The organism is Micromonospora sonneratiae, from assembly GCF_042679305.1.
GTDB lineage: Bacteria > Actinomycetota > Actinomycetes > Mycobacteriales > Micromonosporaceae > Micromonospora_H > Micromonospora_H sonneratiae.
In genome coordinates this window covers 1-23,458 of sequence record NZ_JBHTMP010000039.1, presented here as the reverse complement: position 1 = coordinate 23,458, position 23,458 = coordinate 1, and the positions used below count along the sequence as shown (strand labels likewise).

The window sequence follows — 23,458 nt, the reverse complement described above, 5'->3', positions numbered from 1 at the left end:
TGCCGGCCTGAGGCCGACGCATTCGAGTCTTGGACAACGCTTCGTGGAGTAAATACATCTTCGCTGCTCCGCTATGGGTGGAATTCTCGATGTTCAGGGTGGTTATCAGCGCCACCGGGGCGCCGACGGACATACGGATCGGGAACATGTCAGGCCGCCAACCGGACCACGTTGCGGGACTCGGCGAGCTCGTTGCCCGCCAGCCGCGCCTCGGCCTCGACCCGCAGGACCGCGTCCCGTGCGACGTCCTCCTTGCGCGGGCGACCACGCGGCCGCTTGCGCGGGATGACCGCGCCACGCTCGAAGATCTCGCCGCCCCAGACGCCCCACGGCTCGGCCCGCTCCACCGCACCGGCCAGGCACTCGACGCGCAGCGGGCAGTCCCCGCAGAGCGACTTGGCCAGCTCCAGCTCGGTGGGCGAGTCAGAGAACCACAGGTCGGGGTCGAACTTCCGGCAGGGCAGGTTCGCCTCGATCTCGACATTCACGTCGAGGGTGGCCAACGCCAGACTCATCGCCCGGTCACCTCTCTCTCAATTCGATCTTCTGATCGCTGTCTTTCGACGTACTGGGTGGTGCAGAACGTGGTGCAAAACACTGAGGCCGCGGATCCCGGTAGCGGGTTCCGCGGCCTCGAGGTGAGCCGGAAGGTCAGTCAGACCGGTCTACCTCGAGGCGGAACACCGCGAACATCCGTCCGCTTGCTGCTGATCCGGATGCCTTTGCCCATGAACCCAGTGGTCCCCTTGTTTCCAGCCGGCGCAACGGCCAGGAGCAGCTCGGCCTGAGCCTGGACCTGGTGCACCTGCGGAACCGAGGAAGCAGCGACTGTCAGCGGGGCCCAGACAGCCGGCATCGGAGCGCAGACAACTGGCAGCGCCGACGGTCGCTCGTAGGTGTAGATCTCCATTGGGGCCACCTCCTGTCCTGCACTCGTCACTTACTCGGTCCTGCCCTCTGAGCAGCATCAATGCCGCCACTCGCGAGGTGCGTCATGAGGCTATGCCGCATGCCCACGCGAGGGCAAACGGTTTTACGCCTCTGTTGCGGAAGTTTTTTCCGGAGCCAGTTCGTCGACCGTCGCTCCACCGACGAGAGCCAGCACAGCGGCCCCGTACAGGCCCAGTTTCCGGGGGCCGATTCCGGCGATGGCCAGCAGTTCCTCGTCCCGACTCGGCCGGCGTTCGGCCAGCGCGGTCAGCGTCGCGTCGGTGAACACCACGTATGCGGGGACCTTCTGTTCCCCGGCCACCCGGATCCGCCACTCACGCAATCGCTCGAACAGTTCCTCGTCGAGATCGGAGGGGCAGGTCGGACAGCGGCCCAACTTGCGGTCCGCACCGGCTAGCAGGGTCGCCCCACAGACCCGGCAGGAGATCACCTGATTACGTCTACGGTCGGATTTCCGACTGTTCTCGGTTCCGCCCGCTGCCCGCTGGCCACCGGACCGGTCGAACTGCGGCAGGAACCGGCACGGGCGGCGGGTCCGACCACCGGGTGAGCGGGCCGAGGCGTACGACAACCAGAGCCACTCCCGGGCCCGGGTCACCCCGACATAGAGCAGCCGCCGCTCCTCCTCGATCTGTTCGGCCGTCCTGGCGTACGTGGTCGGCAGCGTGCCATCCGCGAGCCCGACCAGGAACACGGCATCCCACTCCAGCCCCTTCGCCGAGTGCAGGGATGCCAACGTGACGCCCTCGACCGTCGGTGCATGCTGCTGTGCGGCCCGCCGCTGCAACTCCTCACAGAAGTCGGCCAGCGACACCGGCCGTTCCGAGATGGCGGCCTCGCCGAGTGGGACCAGCACCGGCGTCGACGCGTACTCCTCGGCCAGCTGGACCAGCGCGGCCAGCGCCTCCCAGCGTTCCCGGGCGGCTCCGCCCGGCGGGGGCTGGTCCGGTGCCCAGCCGACCGCGGCAAGCGCGTCCACGACCGCCTGAACCAGCGGGGTCCCGCCCGGGGTCGACCGGACGGCCGCCCGCAGCGCCACCACGGCCTGCCGTACCTCGGTCCGCTCGAAGAACCGCTCGGCACCCTGTACGACGTACGGCACCTCGGCCTCGGTCAACGCCTTCTCGTACGCCTCGGACTGGGCGTTGGTCCGGAACAGTACGGCGATCTCCCGGGCCGGGGTGCCACCGGAGATGAGTTGCCGGCAGCGGACGGCGACCGCAGCCGCCTCGGCGGGCTCGTCGGTGAAGATCCGCACATCCGGTTCCGCACCGGGTGGTCGCTGCCCGACCAGTTCCAGCCGGAGCCGCGCCTCGGCCCCCCTGGCCTGCTTGATCACCGCATTGGCCAGGCCGACTATCTGTGGCGTGGACCGGTAGTCCCGGACCAGACGGACCACCAACGCGTCCCGCCGCTGCCGGGGAAAGTCGATCAGATAGCCCGAGGTCGCCCCGGTGAACGAATAGATCGTCTGGCTGGCGTCACCCACCACGGTCAGATCGTCCCGGCCGCCGAGCCAGGCGTCGAGCAACCGCTGCTGCAACGGGTTGACGTCCTGGTACTCGTCGACCACGAAGTGCCGGTACTGGGCGCGAACCTGCTGCCCGACATCGGGGTGTTCCTCGATGCCCCATACCGCTGCCCGCAGCATGTCCTCGAAGTCGATCACCCCGTTGTTTCGCTTGATCCGCTCGTAGGCGGCGAAGACCTCCGCCACCTTGGCCGGCTCGTGCGGTGTCTCCCGCAGTGCCTTCGCCGCCGCCACGACGTACTCGTCCGGCTCCACCAGCGACGACTTCGCCCATTCGATCTCGCTGGCCAGGTCGCGGGCGGCAGCCCGGTCGGTACGCAGGCCGGCCCGGGCCGCAGCCAGGGTGACCAGCCGAACCTTGCTGTCCAGGAGTTCCGGCATCGCCCGGCCGTCGAGCAGGCGGGGGGCAAAGTAGCGCACCTGCCGCAGGGCCGCTGCGTGGAAGGTACGGGCCTGCACGCCGCCCACCCCGAGGGCGGTGAGCCGGGCGCGCATCTCGGCCGCCGCACGGGCGGTGAAGGTGACCGCCAACACATGCCGGGCAGCGATCTCACCCGAGAGCGCCCGGTAGGCGATGCGGTGGGTGATCGCCCGGGTCTTACCGGTGCCCGCCCCGGCCAGGATGCAGACCGGGCCGGCCGGTGCCGTCACCGCAGCCCGCTGCTCGGGATCCAACCCCGCCAACACCTGATCCGCGCTTGAGTCAGCCACCACAGCAGGAATCATGTCAGCCTCCGCTGGCGTTACAGCGATTAGCCTGTGATCAACTACAACCGAAGGACCTGATCATGCTCACGATGTACTCCACCCCTTGGTGCGGCTACTGCAAGCGGCTCAAGTCGCAGCTCGATCGGGAAGGCATCGAGCACGAGGTGGTCGACATCGAGCAGGACCCGGCCGCTGCCGAGTTCGTGATGAGCGTCAACGGCGGAAACCAGACGGTCCCGACGGTTCTGATCGTCCCGCCCAACGGCGGGGAGCAGATCGTCATGACGAACCCGAGCATCGTGCAGGTGAAGCAGGCGCTGGCCGCCTGAGGGCGGGCGTGACGCAGCACGTACCGCAAGCTGGGCCCTGGGGACCACTCCCCGGGGCCTTTCTTCGTCCCCATCGAGAACCGGGCAGCAGGCTCCTGGACCGAGCAGCAATTTTTACCGTGACACGCCTGCGGTCAGTTCGGGCCCACCGACAGGCAACGGCATACTCCTCGTGGGGGTTACGCTCCGGACGGTGATCATCGGGCCGGAGATGGCGGGATCAACACCATCAAGAGAAGAGGACTTCCTTGCCTCCTGCTGAACCAAGCCCGACAGGTCCAGATGGTCCGACCACCCAGCCTGGTACCGGCACCCAGCAAAGTCCGATCATGCGCCGCCGCAATCTCGGTAACCAGCTGCGCCAACTTCGGGAAGCCGCTGGCCTGACCGGCGATCAGGTGATCGAGCGGGCCGGCTGGGCATCCGCCTCCAAGCTCTCCCGGCTGGAGAATGCCCGCAGTCGACCCGAGCCGCGCGACATCCAGACACTCCTGGAGATCTACAACGCCAGCGACGAGGCGCGCGCCTACCTGACCAACATCACCCGCGAGGCCGGCGACATCCGGAGCTGGTTACGCAAGTTCGAGGTGATGACGACGAATCAGCGGGTCTACGCCGAGCTGGAGGCTGGCTGTGCGGAGATTCGCGAGTACAGCCCGGTGATCGTGCCCGGCCTGCTCCAGACCGAGAAGTACGCGATGACGCGGATCATGTCGATGCTGCCGCTGACCACGCTCTCCGAGAATCCCGAGAAGGGTGAGACCGAGACTCCGGAGAACGAGGTCCGGGCCCGGATGTCCCGGCAGTCGATACTCGACCGGGAATTCGAGCCGCCGCACTACATGGCGGTGCTGGACGAGGCGGCACTGTCCCGCCGATCCGGGCCGCCCAATGTGCTCCGCCGCCAACTGACCAAGTTGCAGGAGGTGGCGACACTCCCCAATGTCACGATCCAGGTGCTCCTGCGTGATGCGATCATCGGCGAGTGGTATCTCGCCAACACCGCGTTCTCGCTCTACCGGTTCGCTGATCCCCACGATCCGGAGACGCTGGCGATCGAGGGCATATCGACCAACACCGTACTGACCGATCGCGACGAGATACGCCGCTACAGCGTGGCCTTCGACTGGTTGCGGACGGCGGCACTGTCCCCGGAGGAGACCGCCGACTGGCTGGCCGGCATGGCGAAGGAGATCGACGCCCGACCGTCCCGGTCCGCGCCGACGCCCCCCGGTCCGATCCCCATGCCGCCGGCCCAGCGCAGTCGGCGTACCGAACAGCGGCTGACCGAGCAGTAGATCGGATCCGACAAGCAGGTCCAATGAGGGCCGCCGAACCCCTTTCCCGGGGCGGCGGCCCTCTTGCATATCGATTGCATCTACCCATTGACCAGGCATCATCCGAACGGACAGGGTAAAAATCCGATCGTGGCGTTCCGCTTGTCGCGACCCGGTCGATGCGTAGCATGACGAACGGGACCCACCGTGGAACTTCCACGAAATGAACGTTCAACGTAGTCGCATGATCCTTATCCGTCACGGTTCATCCGGAGACACCCATGCGGTTTCTAATCGTTCGGACCGACATCCGCGCTGCCGCTGATGACGACGTGGCTGCGGCCTGGGCCTGCGGTGGACGGCTGCGCGACGAGCAGACGGCTCCCGAGCTACGTCGACAGACCCTCCACGCGGAGGACCTGGACGCCGCAATGCTGCTGGCTCGCGCGTTGTCCACAGTCGGCGCGGTACGCGCGGGACGCCAGCGGATCAAGGTGCTGCCGATCGGCGGCCCGAACAACCGATCCGCCCAACAACGAGGTGACCGACGGCTAGGCTCTAACCGGCCCCCGCACCTCACCTAGACGACCGCCACTGGTCTCCGCCGGTCTCCCCCGCCGCGCTTCCGCGCATGCCGACGGCCGACCATGACGGTCCAGGTTCTTGGTCCGTGATCGCCGCGGCAACGACGATCACGGACCAAGACATGTTCCGGGACGGCCCTGAAACGGACGTTCCGGAATGCCCCGCCGCAGACCCGCCGGGATCAGACCCCGGTCAGCGCCCGGTCAGCGCCCGGTGCCGGTCAACCAGCGCAGGATCAGCGAGTACGCGATCGACGCCGGGGTCGGCAGTTGGACGCACAGGCCGTCACCGGCGTCGACCACGCCACCCGCCAGCAACCCGGTGATCTCCCGTCGGGTGAACCAGCGGGCCCGGGCGATCTCGTTCGGATCGAGCTGGAGCGGCTGGGCGGAGTCGGCCCGGGCCAGGAACCCCAGCATCAGCGAACTCGGGTACGGCCAGGGCTGGCTGCCGACGTACTCGACGTCGTCGAGGAGCAGACCGACCTCCTCCGCGACCTCGCGTACCACCGCCGCCTCGGCCGACTCCCCCGGCTCGACGTAGCCGGCCAGACAGGAGAATCGCCGGAACTGCACGCTGTCCCGCCAGGCGGCGTTGTTGCCCAGTAGGCACCGACCGTCCGGGCCGGCGACCGCGTCGTGCACCAGCACGATCATCGCCGGGTCGGTACGGGGCCACATCTGGTCGCCGCCATCGTCCATCCGCGACCAGCCGCCCTCGTGGACCCTCGCGGGTAGCCCGGTGCTGGCCGAGTAGGCGTGCCGAAGGTGCCAGTTGGCCAGCGACACCGCAGTGGTGAACAGCTCGAAGTCCCGGGCGGAAAGCAGGTGGCCGACCTCGCGCAGGGTCACCGCCCGGCTCTCCGGGACCGTCGGCAGTGGCGCGTCGACCGCGAACACCGGCGTACCGTCCGACTCGATGCCGAGGAACAGGCGACCGGCATGGTCCTGCCCATCGGCGACGGCGGCATCGCACAGCACCAGCGCCGGCTGCTGTTCCGCCGAGGTGACCAGTGCCCGGCCCCCGGCGGAGGTGTCCACCACCAGGACCCGGGCACACCTCCAGGCCTCGGCCAACCACCGCTGATCGGTTCGCCGGTGCGCGGCACGGTCGAGAGTCGAACGGGCCAGCGGTGCGCCCGTCCGCTCTTCCGTCATGACGATGTGCCCACTTGTTCGAGCGGGGCCAGCACCGCCAGCGGCGCCGCGATCCGCTCGGCATCACCGAGTACGACGGTGACCGCGCGGGCCGGCGCCAGGTAGGTGGCCGCCGCAGCGGCGACCTCGTCCCGGGTCACCCTGGCCAGCCGGGCGGCATGCTCGGCGAGGAAGTCCACCCGCAGCCCGACCCCGGCGTACGCGCTGGCCACCGCAGCCAGCCCGGCCTGGGTCGACATGCCCAGTTGCAGGGTGCCCAACGCGTACTGCCGGGCCTGCTCCAGTTCGTCCTCCTTCGGCGGGAGGGAGGCCAGCCGACCGAGTTCGTAGACCGTCTCCAGCAGGGCCGGGCCGGTGACCTCCGTGGCCACCTCGGCGGCCACGACCAGCGCCGATCCGGCGACCGAATGCTCGATCATCGAATGCGGGCCGTAGGTGTAGCCCTTGTCCTCGCGGATGTTCTCCACCCAGCGGGAGGAGAAGTAGCCGCCGAAGATCAGGTTCGCCAGTTGCAGTGCGGCGTGATCCGGGTGGGTACGCGGGACCGCCGGCAGCGCCATGCGCAGCGACGACTGCACCGAACCGGGCCGGTCGACCAGGAGCAGCGGCTGCGGGGTCAGCGGCGGCACGGGTGCCAACTCGACCGCCTGCCCCGCCGTGTCCCACCCGCCCAGGGCCTGCTCGGCGGCGTCGATCGCCCGCTCGGGGTGCAGGTCGCCGACGAGGACCAGGATCGCGCCGGCCGGATGCACCCGCTCGGCGTGCAGCTTGCGCAGGTCGGCCGGGCGGACCGTACGCACCTGCTTCGGTTCCGGGGTCTGTACGGCGTACGGGTGCTTGCCGTACATCCGCTTGAGCAGCGCCTCGCGGGCCAGGTGGGCCGGTTGGCTCTGGGCCACCTGGATGTGGTCGATGAGCCGGTCCCGCTCGATGGCGACCTCGTCGTTGGGGTAGGTCGCGCCGGTCACCACCTCGGCGAGGAGTTCCAGGATCCGGTCCAGACCGGTGGCCAGACCGTTGCCGGCGACCATCAACCGGTCCGGGTCGAGCCCGGCGTGCAGACCACCGCCCACCGTCTGCAACTCGGCGGCGATCTGCACACTCGACATGGTGGCGGTGCCGCTGAGCAGGGTCTGGGACAGCAGCACGCTGCGGGCCAGGTGCGCCGGGCCGAAGGGCAGCCACAGCCGCAGCTCGACCAGGGGTACGGCCGGCCGGCGGATGGCGATCACCGTCAGGCCGTTGGGCAGTGTCCGCTCGACCTGGGCGGGCACCTTGAGCTTGCGGTTCGGCCCGAGGGCGGGCAGCGTCCGTACCGTCATTTGCCACCTCCGGGAACGACCTCGACCGATGCCCGACGCTGTGGCCGCAGCGTCGCCGCCGCAGCCCGGATCTGTTCCTCGGTGACCTCACCGACCAGCCGGGGTAGTTCGTTGAGCAGCCCCGGCTCACCGCGCTGCTGTTCGAGTACGGCCATCTGCAACGCCCGACCGAGCACCGCGTCGGTGTCCCGCAGCAGGTGGGTGGCCATCCGGGCCTGGGTACGGGCGAGTTCGCCGTCGGCGAGCCCGTCGGTGGCCAGCCGGTCGAGTTCCTCGTCGACGGTGCGCAGCACCTTGTCCACGTCGCCGCCGGGGGGCAGGTGCGCCTGTAGCAGCAGCACCGTGGGGTCGCGTACGTCGAACGGGTCCCCCATGAAGCCGAGGTAGCCGCCGACGCTGGTGACCGTACGGTCGCGCAGCACCAGCCGCTCGACGAGCCGGGAGGCGTCCCCGTCGGTCAGCACCTCGGCCAGCACCACGTAGGGCAGGTAGTTGGCGAAGTCGCTGATCGGGTCCGGCACCCGCCACGCGCTGGCCACCGCCGGCAGGGGCGCCAACTGGTCGACGTAGGAGTCCCGCCGCTCGGCGGTCAGGTCGGGCTCGGCGAAGTCCGGCCGGGCCGGAGCCGGTCGGGCCGGTACGTCGCCGAAGTGCCGCTCGATCAGCTCGGTCGCCTCGGCGACGTCGAGGTCACCGCTGACCGTCAGCACGGCGTTGCCACAGGCGTAGTAGCGGTCGAAGAAGTCGGCCGCGTCGGCGACGGTGGCGCTCTCCAGGTCGTCGAAGGAGCCGTAGCCGTCGTGCGCGTTGGGGAAGGTGTCGAACATGACCGGCGGCAGCTTCAGCCAGGGGAACCCGCCGTACGGTCGGTTGAGGACGTTGACCCGGATCTCCTCCTTGACCACGTCGACCTGGTTACGCAGGTTCTCCTCGGTCAACCGGGGACCGCGCATCCGGTCCGCTTCGAGGAAGAGCGCGCGTTCGAGGGCGTTGCTGGGCAACGTCTCGTAGTAGTCGGTGTAGTCGAGGTGGGTGGAGCCGTTGAACGTGCCGCCCGCGCCCTGGACATGCCGGAAGTGGGCCAGCTTCTCCAGGTTCTCCGAGCCCTGGAACATCAGGTGCTCGAAGAGGTGTGCGAAGCCGGTCCGCCCCTCGGGTTCCGAGCGGATGCCCACGTCGTAGACGACCGCCACCCCGATCACCGGCGCACTGCGGTCAGGTGTCAGCACCACCCGCAGGCCGTTGTCGAGGGTGAACCGCTCGACTGGATATTTCGTCGCTGGAATTCTCGATCTCCGCGCCGCCACGCACCGACCCTAGCGTGTCCCCCGGTCGACCAGCGGGACCCGGGGGGATTGCCCGACTTCCCAGCATGTGGATGACAGCTTGACCGGAGCTGATCCCCTAACCCACTCTTCCTATCGACTAAGTAGGAAAACTCGGGATTGGAAAGTGCGATGAGACGTCTCCCGTACCGCCGGCTCGGCACGCTGGCCACCGTCGCGGCCCTGGCCGCCGCGACCCTCGGCGCTGCCGCCGGCTGCGGCGACACCGACGACGCAGCCGGCAGCGGTGGGCCGGTCACCCTCCGGCTCGGCTACTTCCCGAACATCACCCACGCGCCGGCCGTGGTCGGTGTGGAGCGCGGCATCTTCGCCGAGAAGCTGGGCAGCGGCGTCAAGCTCGACACGAAGACCTTCAACGCCGGCCCCGCCGCCATCGAAGCGATCTTCTCCGGGGCCCTGGACGCCACCTACATCGGACCGAACCCGACGGTCAACGCGCACTCCAAGTCCAAGGGGGACGCGGTACGGGTCGTCTCCGGAGCCGCCTCCGGCGGGGTGGCGCTGGTCGTCAAACCCAACATCAACTCGGTCGAGGACCTGCGCGGCAAGAAGATCGCCACGCCGCAGCTGGGCAACACCCAGGACGTCGCCATCCGCTACTGGCTCAAGGAGAAGGGACTCAGGACCACCAAGGAGGGCGGCGGCGACGTCCAGATCGTGCCGCAGGAGAACGCCCAGACCATCGAGACCTTCGGCACCGGGGCCATCGACGGCGCCTGGGTGCCCGAGCCGTTCGTCTCCCGGCTGGTCAACGCGGGCGGCAAGGTGCTGGTCGACGAGCGCGACCTGTGGCCGGACAAGAAGTTCGTCATCACCAACCTGATCGTCAGCACCAGGTTCCTCAAGGCCCACCCGGACATCGTCCGCAAGCTCGTCGAGGGCCAGGTGGCCGCCAACGAGTTCGTCAACAGCCGGCCCGACGAGGCGCAGCAGGCGATCTCCACCCACATCGGCAAGATCACCGGTAAGCCGCTCGACCTCGCGCTGATCAAGCAGGCGTGGCCCACCCTGGAGTTCCTCAACGACCCGATCGCCTCGTCGCTGAAGGCCGGACTGGACCACGCGGTCGCCGTCGAACTGACCCAGCCGGTCAACCTCGACGGTCTCTACGACCTGAGCTACCTCAACGAGGTGCTCAAGGCGCAGGGCAAGCCGGAAGTCCCCCAGCCATGACGACCCGTACGGCAACGGTGGGCGGGACGACCGCAGTCTCGCTCACCGGGGTGACCAAGGTCTACGGCCGGGGGGACAACGCCGTACTCGCCCTGGACGGGGTCAGCCTCGACGTGGCGGCCGGCGAGTTCGTCTGCCTGGTCGGTGCGTCCGGCTGCGGCAAGAGCACCCTGCTCAACCTGGTGGCCGGGCTCGACCAGGTGTCCTCCGGGACGGTACGGCTGGCCGGGCAACCGGCCGGCCCCGCCGCCGGGAGAGCGGTCGACCGGGACGCCGGACAACCGGGCGACCGTACCGCTGGAAAAGCGGGCGACCATGCCGACGAACCAAACGGTGGCGGATCGCTCGACCTGCCCCCCATCCGGCCGGGATTCATGTTCCAGGAGCCGGCGCTGTTTCCCTGGCTGACCGTGGCGGACAACATCGGGGTCCCGCTGAAACTGCGGGGCCTGTCCCGGGCCGCCCGGCGGACCCGGGTGGCCGAACTGCTGGAGACGGTCCACCTGACCGAGTTCGGCCGGCGGCGTCCGCACGAACTCTCCGGCGGCATGCGGCAGCGGGTCGCGCTCGCCCGTACCCTCGCCCTGGACACCCCCGTGCTGCTGATGGACGAGCCGTTCGGGGCGCTCGACGCGATGACCCGGGACCTGCTGCACGACGAACTGGAACGGATCTGGTCGCAGCGCCGGCTGTCCGTCCTGTTCGTCACCCACAACGTACGGGAGGCGGCCCGGCTGGCCGACCGGATCGTGCTGCTGTCCAGCCGACCCGGCCGGATCATCCACGAGACCCGGGTCGACGTGCCCCGCCCACGTCGGATCGACTCCCCCGAGATCGCGGCCATCGCCGCCGAGGTCACCGACCGACTGCGTACGGAGGTGGGCCGTCATGGCCAGTGACACGATCACCCCCACCCGGAGCACCGACCGGGAGACCATCTCCGGGCTCGACGCGCTGGAGATCGCCAGCCGGGAACAGGACGCCTCCCGGCTCCGGCGGATCTGGTCCGGCCTCTGGCCGAAGCTGGCCGCCCTCGGGCTCGCCATCGGTGTCTGGCAGGTGGTGGTCTGGAGCGGTTGGAAACCCGAGTACGCGCTGCCCGGCCCGATGACGGTCGGCCGGGACCTGGGCGGCTACCTGCTCGACGCGGCGCTCTGGAACGGGCTGGCCACCACCGGCCGACGGGCCGCCGTTGGCTTCGCCGCAGCCGTGGCGGTGGGTCTGCTCCTCGGCCTGGCCGTGGCCCGGGTACGGGTGCTGCGCGCCGCCCTCGGCTCCATGATCACCGCCTTGCAGACCATGCCGTCGATCGCCTGGTTCCCGCTGGCGATCCTGCTGTTCCAACTCAGCGAAGAGGCGATCTTCTTCGTGGTGGTACTCGGCGCGGCCCCGTCGATCGCCAACGGCGTCATCCACGGCGTCGACTACGTACCGCCGCTGCTGTTGCGGGCCGGACGCAACCTGGGTGCCCAGGGCCTCGACCTCTACCGGTACGTCATCGCGCCCGCCGCGCTGCCGGCGATCGTGGCCGGGCTCAAGCAGGGCTGGGCGTTCGCCTGGCGCAGCCTGATGGCCGGCGAGTTGCTGGTGGTCATCGCGACGAAGACCTCGATCGGCGCACAGCTCACCTATGCCCGGGAACTCTCGGACGCCGAGCGGCTGATCGCGATCATGATCGTGATCCTGCTGCTGGGCCTGGTGGTGGACGCCGCGTTCGGCGCGGCCGACCGGGCGATCCGCCGCCGCTGGGGCGTACTGGATGCCACGGACAGGTGAGCGGTCATGTACGTCTCCGCCCGCAGCGACTACGCCGTACGGGCCATGCTGGCCATCGCCGCCGGCCAGGGCGGTGAGCCAATCAGGGCCGCCGCACTGGCCAGCGAGCAGGAGATCCCGCTGAGTTTCCTGCACGACATCCTGCTCGACCTGCGGCGGGCCGGTCTGCTGCACAGCCGGCGCGGCCTGGAGGGCGGGTACTCGCTGACCCGCCCAGCGGTCGAGGTGACCGTCGGCGAGGTGCTACGCGCCGTCAGTGGCTCGCTGACCACCGTACGGGGACAGCCGGCCGAGGCCACCGCCTATCGCGGGGTGGCCAGCGGTCTGCGCGACGTGTGGTTGGCGGTACACAGTGCCATCGAGGGGGTGGTCGACCAGGTCACCCTCACCGACCTACTGCTGCCGGACCAGTTGGGGTGACGCCGGATCAGTTGGTGGTACGCACCGAGGCCAGCACCTCGTCGACCACCCCGTCGTACTGACGGTGGGTGCCCGGGATCGAGACGTAGAGGATCGCGGCGGTCGGCTTTCCCACATCGATGCAGGCGACCGCCGCCAACTCGTTGGTGGCCCGCAGCCCCGGTTGGGTGAAGTGCAACCGGAACACCGACACCCACGCCGGCCGACCACCGAGGGTGGCCCGCTCGTCGCGGATCGGCTCCATCCGGTTCGGCTGCGGGTAGTACTCGGCCCGCACGTCAGCGGCCACCCGGCGGCCGACGCACTCGATGTCGAGGACCAGGGCATCGTTGTCGGCCGCCGGCACCGCGGCGGACAGGATCGAGGCGTGGTAGTCACTGAAGCCGTTGTAGTTCGGCTCGGTGACGAAGTGCTGGCCGACCCGGTACGGCACCTCCAGCGTTCCGGCATTCCACACCGTGGTCCACGGCTGCCAGGGCGCACCGAGGGCGACGTACGAGATGCCCGCCTGCTCGTCGACCGTACGCGGGCCGGACGGTGGCGGCCCGGGATCGACCGGTGCCGGGTCGGCGGGTGGCGAGTTCGGCGGCGGGCACATCCGGGCCAACTGCGGCCGGTTGTCGGGCGGCGCGTCGTAGTCACCACCACCGAACGGACGCGGGTTGCCCGACAGCGCCATGGCCAGCACCACGACCAGCCCGATCACCAGCACCACTGCCGCCGTACCGCCGAACCACCACAGTCGACGCCGGTCGTCGCGTCGGGGATCGCGTAGCGCGTGATCTTCGGGTGGTGCGACCGGTGGCGGTCCGGGGGTGCCGAGTCTGGTCACCGCACCGGCCGACCAGGCCGGTCCCGACGGAGGTCGACGACCGGGTGGCGGCGGCGTGGTGGCAGGCATCCTCTCTAGTGAACACCACCGCCCGGCGGGCGAACGTCGGGCGGGGCCGGGTTTTCGGTCAGCGGGTTCCCGGTCAGCGGGTTCCCGGCAGGGTGGCCCCGGCGCGGGCCGGCGGGCTCGCCGGAACCGGGGGCCGATCGGGGGCGTGCATCTCGACCACCACGGGACGCTCCGGCGAGACGGACTCGCCGTACCACGGCGCGAACACGGCGATCAGGGCGAGGAAAATTCCGGCCAGGGCCAGGCCGAACACCATGAGGATCTCGCGCGTCGCCCCCGTTCCGGCTTCCCCGACCATGTCACCTCTCCCGTCGTGGGGCTGACCTCGGATTCGCTGAGTTCACCAGGGAAGCAGGAGCGACCGGTCCACGTCTCGGCACAGTCACCCATCCGACTTGACTCCTCGCACAACCGGGTGTCAGTCTGTTCTGACAGGGGTGTCAGCAATATCTGACACCCAGGGAGGACGTCGAAGGCATGGACGACGCGGGGTTGTCCGGCGACGAACTGTTGCCGGTGCTGACCGCCCTGGCCAGCCCGCACCGGCTACGGATCATCGCCGCCCTCAGCGGCGGCCGCTACTACGTGAGCGAACTCGCCCGACAACTACAGATGAACCGACCGCTGCTCTACATGCACCTGCAACGACTGGAGGCCGCCGGTCTGGTCAGCGGCACGTTGGAGACGGCACGGGACGGCAGCTCGATGAAGTACTTCGAGGTCACGCCGTTCGCGATCAGCCTGACGCCCGAGGTCATCGCGGCAGCCGTACCGACCCTCGGCACGGACAACCCGGGAAAGGAAGAGAAGTAAGTGTCCACTACCTCTGTCGTCGCGATGGACCTCGCGAAGATCACCTCAATCGGATCGATGGTGATGGTGGTCGCGCTGGTGGCCATCGTCGCGTTCGTGGGCCTGGGCGTCTACCGGGCCCGGCACTCCGCCACCCGGGAGACGCAGTACCGGGCCCTCGCCGAACAGGCCAGCGCCGCCGAGGCGAGATTCGCCGACGGTACGCAGGCCACCGTGGCCGAACTCAAGGGCATGCGCGCGGACCTACAGAGCACGCATGCCGAACTCGTGGCGGTGAAGCAACGCCTGGCCGCGGTGGAGAAGCTACTGAGCCAGGTCGGCTAGGTATGACGGTACGGAACCATCGACCGAGAGGTGGGGCACGATGAGGAACTGGGCGCGCCCGCTGATGGCGCTGGCCTGCCTGGCGGCGCTGGCCGTACCGGCCCGGCCAGCGGCCGGCGCACCGGCTGACGACGGATTCGCCCAGATCGGTGCGTACCTCGACCGGCAGGTGGCCGAAACCCGGGCCCCCGGCACGGCGGTGGCGATCGTACGCGGCGAACAGGTCGTCTACCAGCGCACCTGGGGAGTCGACGGGGACGGCGAGCCGGTGACCGGCCGGACACCGTTCCTGCTGGGCTCGGTCGCCAAGCCGTTCACCGCACTGGCGGTGATGCAGCTCGTCGAGGCGGACCGGGTGGCGCTCGACGCGCCGATCCGTCGCTACCTGCCCTGGTTCCGACTCGCGGACGGGACAGCGGCAACGACGATCACCGTACGACAGCTGCTGACCCACACCAGCGGCCTGCCCGACGTCGCGGCCAAGGGCCTGACCGACCGGTTCGACAACACGGCGGACGGACTGACCAGGTCGGTACGGGACCTGGCCGGGATCCGGCCCACCGCCGCCCCGGGGCGGACCCATCAGTACAGCGACGCCAACTACCAGATCCTCGGTGCACTCGTCGAGACGGTCAGCGGGCAGCCCTTCGGGACGTACCTGCGGCACAACGTCCTCGAACCACTGGACATGCGGCACGCCGTCACCACCGAAGCCGAGGCGGAGGCGGTCGGCCTCCCCGCCGGCCACCGTCACCACTTCGGTCGTCCGCAACGCTTCGACCCGCCGTACGACACCTCCGGTGTTCCGTACGGCTACCTCGCGGCGAGCCTCGACGACCTGACCCACTTCACCCTCGCCCAGCTCAACGACGGTCGGTACGGCGACACCCAGCTCCTCTCCCCGGATGGCGTCGCGCAGTCGCACACCGGTCAGGTCCCCGTCGGCAGCAGGGGCCGGTACGGGCTGGGCTGGCGGGACACCGTCCTCACCGGCACCGACACCCGGATCGTCTGGCATGCCGGGGCGACCCCGGGATACTTCAGCCACGTCGTACTGGTGCCGGAGTCGGACCTGGCCGTCGTCGTACTGTCCAATGTCTACAGTCTGCCGATGGACCCGCCGCTGGCCGCCACCGCCTTCAACCTGGTCCGGATCATGCACGGTCACGCCGCCACGACGGCGACCGAGGAGCCGCTCTTCACCTGGACGCGCATCGGCCTGGTCGCGTTCGCCGGGCTGCTGCTGGCCGGTCTGGTGTGGACCGTGTTCCGGACCGTACGGCAGCGGCGGTCGGCCACCCGGCACGGGCGGACGGCAGCACGGGACGGGATCGAACCGGCCCGGGGCCGGATCATCGCCGGCACGGCCGGTTGGCTGGCCGGCTGCGCCGCCCTGGTGGCCGGCGCGCTCTGGGGCCTACCCGCCGCGTTGGGCGGATCCGGTCCCGCTCAGGTGCTGCTCTGGGCCCTGGACATCGGCCAGACCCTGGTGGCCATCGCGGTGCTGGCCACCGCCCTCGCCCTGGTCCGGATCGTCCGCACCGGCTACGCCCTGGCCGGCAGCCGACCGGCCGACCCGCCTCAGCGTCAGGACGGTCAGGACCGTGGCCAGCAGCTTCAGCACGGTCAGGACCGTGGCCAGGGTTGCCGGGCTACCTCGCCGACTGCTGCCCGGGTCGACGGCGGGGACGACGCGGACGGCCGGAGCCACGATGGGCAGCCCTGGGTGCGGCGGCCGGAGCCGGCTGCGCCGGCGGGGTGATGGTCACCGGCACCCCGGACGGAACGCGTGCGCCGGTCACCCGGACGAGTTCCTCGTCACCCGGGCGGACCCGGGTCGACTCCGGTTTGATCCCGGCAGTGGCCAGCAACCGGTCGACGTCCCGACGCTGTTCCGGCAGCACCAGGGTGACCACCGCGCCGGACTGCCCCGCCCGGGCGGTACGGCCGCCCCGGTGCAGGTAGTCCTTGGCCTCCGTCGGCGGGTCCACGTTGACCACCAGGTCCAGGCCGTCGACGTGGATGCCCCGAGCCGCCACGTCGGTGGCCACCAACGCGGTCACCTGGCCGGTACGGAACTGCTCCAGGATCCGGGTCCGCTGCGGCTGCGACTTGCCGCCGTGCAGGGCCGCCGCCCGTACGCCACTGGCCAGCAGTTGCCGGGCCAGCCGGTCGGCGCGGTGCTTCGTACCCATGAAGAGGATGGTCCGTCCCTCGCGGGCGGCGATCTGGGTCAGGGCGGCCGGTTTGTCGGCCAACTCCACGTGCAGGACGTGGTGCGTCATCGCGGTGACCGTGGCGGTCCCCGGGTCGACGGCATGCGACACCGGGTCGGTCAGGAACCGCCGGACCAACCGGTCGACCCCCCGGTCCAGGGTGGCGGAGAAGAGCATGCGCTGACCGTTCGGCGCGACCTGCTCCAACAGCTTCGTGACCTGCGGCAGGAACCCCATGTCGGCCATCTGGTCGGCCTCGTCCAGCACCGTGATGGCGACCTGGTCGAGTCGGCAGTCCTTCCGGTTGATCAGGTCGTGCAGCCGGCCGGGAGTGGCGACGACCACCTCCGCACCGGCCCGCAGGGTGTCCGCCTGGCGTTGCAACGACAGACCGCCGACCACTGTGGCGCAGCGCAGCCCGACCGCCTGGGCGTACGGCGTCAACGCCGTGGTGACCTGTTGGGCCAGTTCCCGGGTGGGCACCAGCACCAGCGCCAGCGGACGCCCCGGACGGGCCCGCCGGCCCACGGTCCGGGACAGCAGCGGCAGGCCGAACGCGAGGGTCTTGCCGGAGCCGGTACGGCCCCGGCCGAGGACGTCCCGACCGGCGAGTGCGTCCGGCAGGGTGGCCGCCTGGATCGGGAACGGATCGGTGATGCCGTTCGCGGTCAGCGCGGCCTGCAACTCGGGGGCCAGCGCCGCGTCGGCGAACATCTTGATTACCGGGGTGGTCATATGGTGCCTTCCTCGATGGCGGCACGTGTCGAGGAAGGCCCATCCGGGCGATAGCCAGGGAGGACACTGCCGCCGCGGCAACCTGCCGCCGGCGGTCGCCAGCACGAACCGGGAGAGTTACGCGGATCCGGCCCGTGCCGTGGGGCACGGGCCGGACGCGTCACCGCGTCGAACGGACGCGGCGGGATCGAGCGATGCTCAGAGCGGGCGGATGTTCTCCGCCTGCGGGCCCTTCTGGCCCTGGGTCACCTCGAACTCGACCCGCTGGTTCTCGTCCAGGCTGCGGTAGCCGGAGCTCTGGATTGCGGAGAAGTGGGCAAAGACGTCAGCGCCGCCGCCGTCCGGGGTGATGAAGCCATAGCCCTTGTCGGCGTTGAACCACTTGACGGTGCCAATTGCCATCTTGTTCGTCTCCTTGACGGAACGATCGGACCCACACTCGTTGCGGGCCCGAAGGGTCGTCCGCGCCTGTCTGCACGGATCGGTGTCGCACTGGTCGCCCCGCCCGGAGAACTCCGGACACAACAAAGCGCGCCTGGGGCCACAATCCCGCCAGGCGCACACAGAGTCTCTGGGAACCAAAACTGCAACCCGACCACTGTAACACGGTGATCGACCGCATACCCGAAAAATCAGACCAGGTACCTCCCGGCTCAGCCCGACGTCGCCTCCGGCAGCCCGGCCACCAGTTCGGCCAGGCCATCAGCGTCGAGCAGGTCGGCCGGACGTACGGTGCTCCCCGTACGGACGTAGTGGAACGCTGCCCGCACCCGGTCGACCGGCACCCCCGCCAGTTCGGCCCAGGCCAGTCTGTACGCCGCCAACTGCACCGCAGCCGCTGCCGCCTCCGGCCCCGAGGGCTGGCGACCGGTCTTCCAGTCGACCACGTCGTACCGGCCCCCGGGGGCGGTGAACACCGCGTCCATCCGTCCCCGTACCACCACACCGGCGATGACCGTGGCGAACGGCACCTCCACCTCGATCGGCGTACGGTCGGCCCACTCGCTGGCCAGGAAGCGCTCCTGCAACTCGACCAGTGCCTCGTCAGGGGCGGCATCCTCGTCGGCCGCGCCGGGCAACTCGTCCACATCGAGCAGCCGGCCACCGCCGAAGCGCTGCTCCAACCAGGCGTGGAAGGCGGTGCCCCGGCGGGCGTACGGGTCGGGCCGGGCCGGCATCGGACGACGCAGCGTACGCGCCAACGCCAGCGGGTCCCGGCGCAGTGCCACCAGCTGCGACACCGACAGGTGCCCGGGCAGGGCCACCTCCACCGGACCATGCCGCTGGGCCAGCCGCTCCCGTTCGGCCAGCAGCAGGTCGACCTCCTGCCGCCAGCGGAGAACCTCCGGATCGACCCCGGCCGGACCGCCTCCGACCCCGGTCTGATCAGTTCCGCCCCCGGTCTGATCGGTCTCGGCCCCGGTCTGATCGGTCTCGGCCCCGGACGGGCCGGTTCCCGCCTCCGGTCCGGCAGCCGGTCCGGAGACCAGGAACCGGCGTACGAGATTGGCGGCCTCGGTCATCGGTGGACGGCGGGCACCCAGCGGGTCCGCCGGCCACTCCGCCCGGAGCACCACGTCAGTCGTGGGGTTGACCGCGTCGCCGGCGGGTTCCGGCACCCACACGTCGATCACATAGCCGTCGCTACCGGCCACGGACTGTCCGGCCAGACAGCAGTCGTGCACCTCCTGGAGGAACACCGAGGGACCACGCGACCGCTTCGCCCCCTCACCCCACCAGTAACCGGAGCAGAGCAGCAGCCGTCGGGGTCGGGTGACCGCGACGTACGCCAACCGCCGCTCCTCCCGTTCGTCGTGTGCCCACCAGTGTTCGGTGAAGGTGGTCAGTGCCCTGGCCACCCCCTTCTGGTCCTCGGCACCGTCGAGGTCCAGCTGGGGAAGACCGTCGGCGTCGCCACGCAGCGGGAACGGCAGCACACCGAGCCCGCGCAGGTAGTGGTCCGAGCTGCGGACCGGCCCCGGCCAGACGCCCCGGGACAGTCCCGCCACGGCGACCACGTCCCACTCCAGGCCCTTGGCGGCGTGCGCGGTGAGGATCTGCACCGCGCCCTCCACCACCTCCACCTCGCCCGGGGCCAACCCGCGCTCCTCGTCCTCGGCGGCGGTGAGGAACGCCAGGAAGCTGGAGAGCTGGCCGCCGCCGGAGTCACTGGCGAACCGGGCCGCCACATCGCCGAGCGCGTCCAGGTGCCCCCGGGCCAGACCGGCGTCCCCGCCCCGTCCGTTCGCGCCGGCCCGGACCGCGACCTCCACGTCCAGGCCGATCGTGCGTTCGACATCCGCCAACAGGTCGGGTAACGGCTGGTCGAGGCGGTAGCGCAGCAGCCCCAGTTCCCGCCCGTACGACCGCAGCCGGGCATAGCCCTCCGCCGAGTACGCCTGCGCCGGCCCCAGATCGGCCAACGCCTCCACCAGCGTCGCCTCGTCGAGTTGGTCCACGACGATCTCCGGCTCGTCGTCGGACTCCCTGGGCAGTTCCCGCCGGTCGGCGGCGATCTCCTTCGCCCGGCGGTGCAGCGCGACCAGGTCCCGTGGCCCGATCCGCCAACGCGCCCCGGTGAGCAGCCGCAGCAGCGACGCGCCGTCGGTCGGGTCGGCCAACACCCGCAGGGTGCAGACGACGTCCCGTACCTCCGGGGTGTCCAGCAGACCACCGAGCCCGACCACCTCGACGGGCAGGCCACGGGACCGCAGCGCGGCTTCGATGGCGGGGATCTGGCTGCGTACCCGGACCAGCACCGCGCTGGTCGGCCGCTGCTCCACCGGGATGTGCTCGGCCAACGCCCCGGGCATCCGGGCCGCCCCCCGCCACGCGGCCAGCAGGCTGTCCGCGATCCAGTCCGCCTCGTCCTCGTACGTCTCCAGCAGCGCACAGTGGACGGTGCCGCCGGCCGCCCCCCGGGCGGTACGGCCGGGGATCGGATCCGCCACCCGGAACGCGGCGGCCAGTTCGGCGACCCGTGCTCCGGCCGCCCGCAGCGGGGTGGAGAGCCCGTTGGCCACCCCGAGGATCTCCGGCCGGTTACGCCAGCTCGTGGTCAGCGTCAACGCTCGGGCGGGCTCCCCGTCCCGACGGGTGAACGCGTCGGGGAACCGTTCCAGGGTGCCGGCGCTGGCGCCCCGCCAGCCGTAGATGGACTGGCACGGGTCACCGACGGCGGTGACCGGATGACCACCGCCGTAGAGCGAGTGGAGCAGCACCACCTGTGCGTGGCTGGTGTCCTGGTACTCGTCGAGCAGCACCACCCGGTACCGGTCCCGCTCGATCACGCCGACCTCGGGGTGGTCCCGGGCCACCCGGGCCGCCCGGGCCATCTGGTCGCCGAAGTCCATCGCCTCGAAGTCCTGTTTACGCTGGTCGTACGCGCGGACCAGGGGCAGCAGCCGCAACCGGATCTGCTGGACGGTCAACGCCTTCCGTACGTCGGCGTAGATCTTGCCGGGACGGGACTGCACATCGGCGAAGAACCGTCCCGTCCACGCCGCCAACTCGTCCGGCGTGACCAGGTGTTCAGCCAGCTCACCGGCCAGGGCCAGCACAGCGTCGGTGATGGTGCTCGGGGCCCGGTCCACCTCCGACATGTCCCCGTCGTAGTTGCGGACCAGCAGGTCGACCAGTTGCCACCGGGACGCCTCGGTGAGCAGCCGGGTGGCGGGCTCGTAGCCGGCCCGGAGGCCGTGCTCGGTGACGATCCGGGCGGCGTACGAGTGGTACGTGGCCACGGACGGTTCACCGCCGAGCAGGTCCCCGCCGATCGTCCGGCCCTCCCGCCCGAGTCGTCGTACGAGCTGGTCGAGCCGGGTACGGATGCGATGGGCGAGTTCGCCGGCCGCCTTCCGGGTGAAGGTGAGTCCGAGGATCTGCTCCGGTTGGACGTATCCGTTGGCAACCAGCCAGACCACCCGGGCCGCCATCGTCTCGGTCTTGCCGGAGCCAGCCCCCGCCACCACCAGCAGCGGTTCGACCGGCGCGGCGATGATGGCGGCCTGCTCCAGGGTCGGTGCGGGCAACCGCAGTAGTCGGGCCAGTTCGACCGGGGTGTAGCGCGGGCCGGCATCGGCCACCCGCTGCGGCCGGGCCGCGGCGAACAGGGACGGCTGGCTCAAGATTTCTCTCCCGGCTGACGCTGACCCGGCGGCTCCCGGCGGCTGGGCGGCTCAACCACCTGCCGCCCCTGACCGGAGACCGGGCAGCTGCTCCGTACCGGGCACACCCGACATTTCGAATTGGCCACCGCCGAGAAGGTCGCCGCAGCCATGGTGTCGGCGGTACGGCGCACCATCGCCTGCGCCCAGCCCGTCTCCTCCCCCTCGGCAACCGCCGCCTGGGCCTGCTCCCTGGCATCCTTCGTCGACGTGCCGAGCTGCACCAGGGCCGCCCCGCCGGACTCGGCACCGAACTCGGCGAAGGCCCCCGCCTCGACCGCGACCTGATACGCCCCGAGCTGTGGATGTTCGGCGAGTTCCGTCGCGGTCACCGCGGTCGACTTGCCGGTCTTCAGGTCGATCACGACGAGCCGACCATCGGCGTCAACCTCCAACCGGTCCACCCGACCGGTCAGCTCGACCGGCCGTACCGGGTCGTCGAGGCGTACCGCGAACTCGTGCTCGATGGCCAGCAACCGGCGGGGGTTACCGGCCAACCAGCGCAACAGCTTGTCGACCATCGCCTCGGCCCGGGACTGCTCCGGACCGGCCATCCACCTGGCGGCCAGGTCGATCACGTCGAACCGGGCCGCGACGTACTCCAGCAGCCGCTGCCGGTCCACGCTGGCATCCTCGGCCAGCATCGCTGCGGCATGCACCAGGTTGCCGACACCCTGTGCCGTGCTGGCCGGACCGCTGCCACCGTGTCTCTCCAGCAACCACCGCAGGCTGCACCGCAGCGCACTCTCCATGGTGGAGGGCGTGACCCGGACCGTCTCCCCCTCGTCGACGAGCGGTCGATCGTCGGAGAGCGCGCGCAGTCCCCACCAGTCGTCCGGATGGGCACCCGGCACCCCGGCGGCGGCGAGGCGCGCCAACTCGGCCGCCGCGGCGCGCCGCCGGTCCGCCGCCACCGTTGGGTCGATGACGGCGGTACGCAGCTCCGCGACGAGCGCCGAGAGGGTGAGTGCCCGGGGTGGGCGGCCAACCGGTAGTTCGACAGACCGATCGTCGGGCTCGCTCCCCCCGTTGGCATCCGGGTTCGACCCGGCGGCACCCGGCCGCTGCGGGCTCAGTTCGTAGAGGAACCGGCTCGGCTGCTCCTCATGGTCGACGCCACCGACCGCCGCCGAGTCGACCGCGCTGACCAGCAGCCGTCGCCGGGCGCGGGTCGTGGCCACGTAGAACAGCCGCCGCTCCTCGTCCAGCAGCGCCGAGGTCTGCCCGACCAGGGTCGCCGTCACGCCAGCGCCCTCACCCCGACCGGCCAGCACATCGACCAACCGTTCCGAGCCGAGCAGGCTGCCCCGCAGTCGCAGGTCCGGCCAGATCCCCTCCTGCACCCCGGCGACGGCGACGAGATCCCACTCCAAACCCTTGGCGGCGTGCGCGGTGAGCAGGCGTACGGCCTCACCCCGGTCGGCGCTCGGGGCAAGCGTGTCAGCGGGTAGCTGTTGCCCCATCACATGGTCGAGGAAGACCTCGGTGCCCGCACCGGGCAGCCGGTCGACGAACCGGGCCGCGGTGTCGAAGAGCACCACGACCGCGTCCAGGTCCCGGTCGGCCGCTGCGGCCCGCCAGCCCGGTCCCCCCTCACCCGAGACCGATTCGGTCCGGATGATCGAGGCGGCCCAGCGCTCGGCCAGGCCGCTGGCCCGCCACACCGCCCACAGCACGTCCTCGGCGGTGGCCCCCGGCACCGCCGCCGCCTCCCGGGCGGTGGCCAGC

Annotated in this window: 22 protein-coding genes; 10 read left to right on the top strand and 12 right to left on the bottom strand. The window is 70.5% G+C overall.

The window, feature by feature from the left end:
- Positions 1-149 precede the first annotated feature (149 nt).
- The 3 genes from ACFQ4H_RS22810 to ACFQ4H_RS22800 form a co-directional block, all read right to left on the bottom strand.
- The gene (locus ACFQ4H_RS22810) at positions 150-515 is read right to left on the bottom strand and encodes a WhiB family transcriptional regulator (protein WP_377573706.1); all 366 of its coding nucleotides are present in this window, start codon (positions 513-515) and stop codon (positions 150-152) included.
- A 140-nt stretch (positions 516-655) separates the two neighbouring features.
- On the bottom strand, positions 656-910 hold the full coding sequence (locus ACFQ4H_RS22805) for a hypothetical protein (protein ID WP_377573703.1): 255 nt from the start codon (positions 908-910) through the stop codon (positions 656-658).
- A 123-nt stretch (positions 911-1,033) separates the two neighbouring features.
- Positions 1,034-3,193, bottom strand: a complete 2,160-nt coding sequence (locus ACFQ4H_RS22800) for an ATP-dependent DNA helicase UvrD2 (RefSeq protein ID WP_377573700.1) — start codon at positions 3,191-3,193, stop codon at positions 1,034-1,036.
- Positions 3,194-3,270: 77 nt separating this feature from the next.
- Between ACFQ4H_RS22800 and ACFQ4H_RS22795 the strand changes: the two genes are divergently transcribed.
- From ACFQ4H_RS22795 to ACFQ4H_RS22785, 3 genes are all read left to right on the top strand, one after another.
- Entirely contained in the window at positions 3,271-3,519 is a 249-nt protein-coding gene (locus tag ACFQ4H_RS22795; protein WP_377573697.1) for a mycoredoxin, read from the top strand.
- Positions 3,520-3,848: 329 nt separating this feature from the next.
- Positions 3,849-4,817 carry a helix-turn-helix domain-containing protein gene (locus tag ACFQ4H_RS22790; RefSeq protein WP_377573694.1) on the top strand — a complete coding sequence of 323 codons (969 nt, stop codon included), beginning with the start codon at positions 3,849-3,851 and terminating at the stop codon, positions 4,815-4,817.
- A 260-nt stretch (positions 4,818-5,077) separates the two neighbouring features.
- A complete protein-coding gene (locus tag ACFQ4H_RS22785; protein WP_377573691.1) occupies positions 5,078-5,380 on the top strand; it encodes a hypothetical protein in 303 nt (100 codons plus the stop codon).
- 204 nt (positions 5,381-5,584) lie between these two features.
- Here ACFQ4H_RS22785 and nudC read toward each other — a convergent pair whose 3' ends face one another.
- Genes nudC through ACFQ4H_RS22770 form a run of 3 tightly spaced genes read right to left on the bottom strand, consistent with a single transcriptional unit; the run spans position 5,585 to position 9,167 of the window.
- Positions 5,585-6,538 carry an NAD(+) diphosphatase gene (nudC, locus tag ACFQ4H_RS22780; protein WP_377573688.1) on the bottom strand — a complete coding sequence of 318 codons (954 nt, stop codon included), beginning with the start codon at positions 6,536-6,538 and terminating at the stop codon, positions 5,585-5,587.
- Entirely contained in the window at positions 6,535-7,860 is a 1,326-nt protein-coding gene (locus ACFQ4H_RS22775) for a M16 family metallopeptidase (protein ID WP_377573685.1), read from the bottom strand. The genes nudC and ACFQ4H_RS22775 overlap by 4 nt, the downstream gene beginning before the upstream one ends.
- Positions 7,857-9,167, bottom strand: a complete 1,311-nt coding sequence (locus ACFQ4H_RS22770) for a M16 family metallopeptidase (protein ID WP_377573682.1) — start codon at positions 9,165-9,167, stop codon at positions 7,857-7,859. The genes ACFQ4H_RS22775 and ACFQ4H_RS22770 overlap by 4 nt, the downstream gene beginning before the upstream one ends.
- A 150-nt stretch (positions 9,168-9,317) precedes the next feature.
- Between ACFQ4H_RS22770 and ACFQ4H_RS22765 the strand changes: the two genes are divergently transcribed.
- Genes ACFQ4H_RS22765 through ACFQ4H_RS22750 form a run of 4 tightly spaced genes read left to right on the top strand, consistent with a single transcriptional unit; the run spans position 9,318 to position 12,575 of the window.
- On the top strand, positions 9,318-10,379 hold the full coding sequence (locus ACFQ4H_RS22765; protein WP_377573679.1) for an ABC transporter substrate-binding protein: 1,062 nt from the start codon (positions 9,318-9,320) through the stop codon (positions 10,377-10,379).
- A complete protein-coding gene (locus tag ACFQ4H_RS22760; protein ID WP_377573677.1) occupies positions 10,376-11,278 on the top strand; it encodes an ABC transporter ATP-binding protein in 903 nt (300 codons plus the stop codon). The genes ACFQ4H_RS22765 and ACFQ4H_RS22760 overlap by 4 nt, the downstream gene beginning before the upstream one ends.
- Positions 11,268-12,155, top strand: coding sequence for an ABC transporter permease (locus ACFQ4H_RS22755; RefSeq protein ID WP_377573674.1), 888 nt, complete (start codon positions 11,268-11,270; stop codon positions 12,153-12,155). Before ACFQ4H_RS22760 ends, ACFQ4H_RS22755 begins: the two co-directional genes overlap by 11 nt.
- A 6-nt stretch (positions 12,156-12,161) precedes the next feature.
- Positions 12,162-12,575: an RrF2 family transcriptional regulator gene (locus ACFQ4H_RS22750; RefSeq protein ID WP_377573672.1), complete on the top strand. Its 414-nt coding sequence runs from the start codon at positions 12,162-12,164 to the stop codon at positions 12,573-12,575.
- 7 nt (positions 12,576-12,582) lie between these two features.
- Here the strand turns inward: ACFQ4H_RS22750 and ACFQ4H_RS22745 are convergent, their stop codons facing one another.
- Both ACFQ4H_RS22745 and ACFQ4H_RS22740 read right to left on the bottom strand, forming a co-directional pair.
- Positions 12,583-13,476, bottom strand: coding sequence for a hypothetical protein (locus tag ACFQ4H_RS22745; protein WP_377573670.1), 894 nt, complete (start codon positions 13,474-13,476; stop codon positions 12,583-12,585).
- Between the two features lie 73 nt (positions 13,477-13,549).
- Positions 13,550-13,774 (bottom strand): hypothetical protein, encoded by a 225-nt coding sequence (locus tag ACFQ4H_RS22740; protein WP_377573667.1) that lies wholly within the window; start codon positions 13,772-13,774, stop codon positions 13,550-13,552.
- A 179-nt stretch (positions 13,775-13,953) separates the two neighbouring features.
- On the opposite strand from ACFQ4H_RS22740, the gene ACFQ4H_RS22735 reads away from it, so the two are divergent.
- The 3 genes from ACFQ4H_RS22735 to ACFQ4H_RS22725 are packed head-to-tail and all read left to right on the top strand — an operon-like array spanning position 13,954 to position 16,375.
- Positions 13,954-14,289: an ArsR/SmtB family transcription factor gene (locus tag ACFQ4H_RS22735; RefSeq protein WP_377573664.1), complete on the top strand. Its 336-nt coding sequence runs from the start codon at positions 13,954-13,956 to the stop codon at positions 14,287-14,289.
- The gene (locus tag ACFQ4H_RS22730; RefSeq protein ID WP_377573661.1) at positions 14,290-14,613 is read left to right on the top strand and encodes a hypothetical protein; all 324 of its coding nucleotides are present in this window, start codon (positions 14,290-14,292) and stop codon (positions 14,611-14,613) included.
- 40 nt (positions 14,614-14,653) lie between these two features.
- On the top strand, positions 14,654-16,375 hold the full coding sequence (locus ACFQ4H_RS22725) for a serine hydrolase domain-containing protein (protein ID WP_377573658.1): 1,722 nt from the start codon (positions 14,654-14,656) through the stop codon (positions 16,373-16,375).
- Here ACFQ4H_RS22725 and ACFQ4H_RS22720 read toward each other — a convergent pair.
- From ACFQ4H_RS22720 to ACFQ4H_RS22705, 4 genes are all read right to left on the bottom strand, one after another.
- Entirely contained in the window at positions 16,266-17,564 is a 1,299-nt protein-coding gene (locus ACFQ4H_RS22720) for a DEAD/DEAH box helicase (RefSeq protein WP_377573655.1), read from the bottom strand. The genes ACFQ4H_RS22725 and ACFQ4H_RS22720 overlap by 110 nt on opposite strands.
- Positions 17,565-17,762: 198 nt before the next feature.
- A complete protein-coding gene (locus ACFQ4H_RS22715) occupies positions 17,763-17,966 on the bottom strand; it encodes a cold-shock protein (protein ID WP_377573652.1) in 204 nt (67 codons plus the stop codon).
- Between the two features lie 251 nt (positions 17,967-18,217).
- Positions 18,218-21,691, bottom strand: a complete 3,474-nt coding sequence (locus ACFQ4H_RS22710; RefSeq protein WP_377573649.1) for an ATP-dependent helicase — start codon at positions 21,689-21,691, stop codon at positions 18,218-18,220.
- A partial coding sequence (locus ACFQ4H_RS22705; RefSeq protein WP_377573647.1) for a PD-(D/E)XK nuclease family protein occupies positions 21,688-23,458 on the bottom strand: 1,771 nt, incomplete at its 5' end. The genes ACFQ4H_RS22710 and ACFQ4H_RS22705, both read right to left, overlap by 4 nt.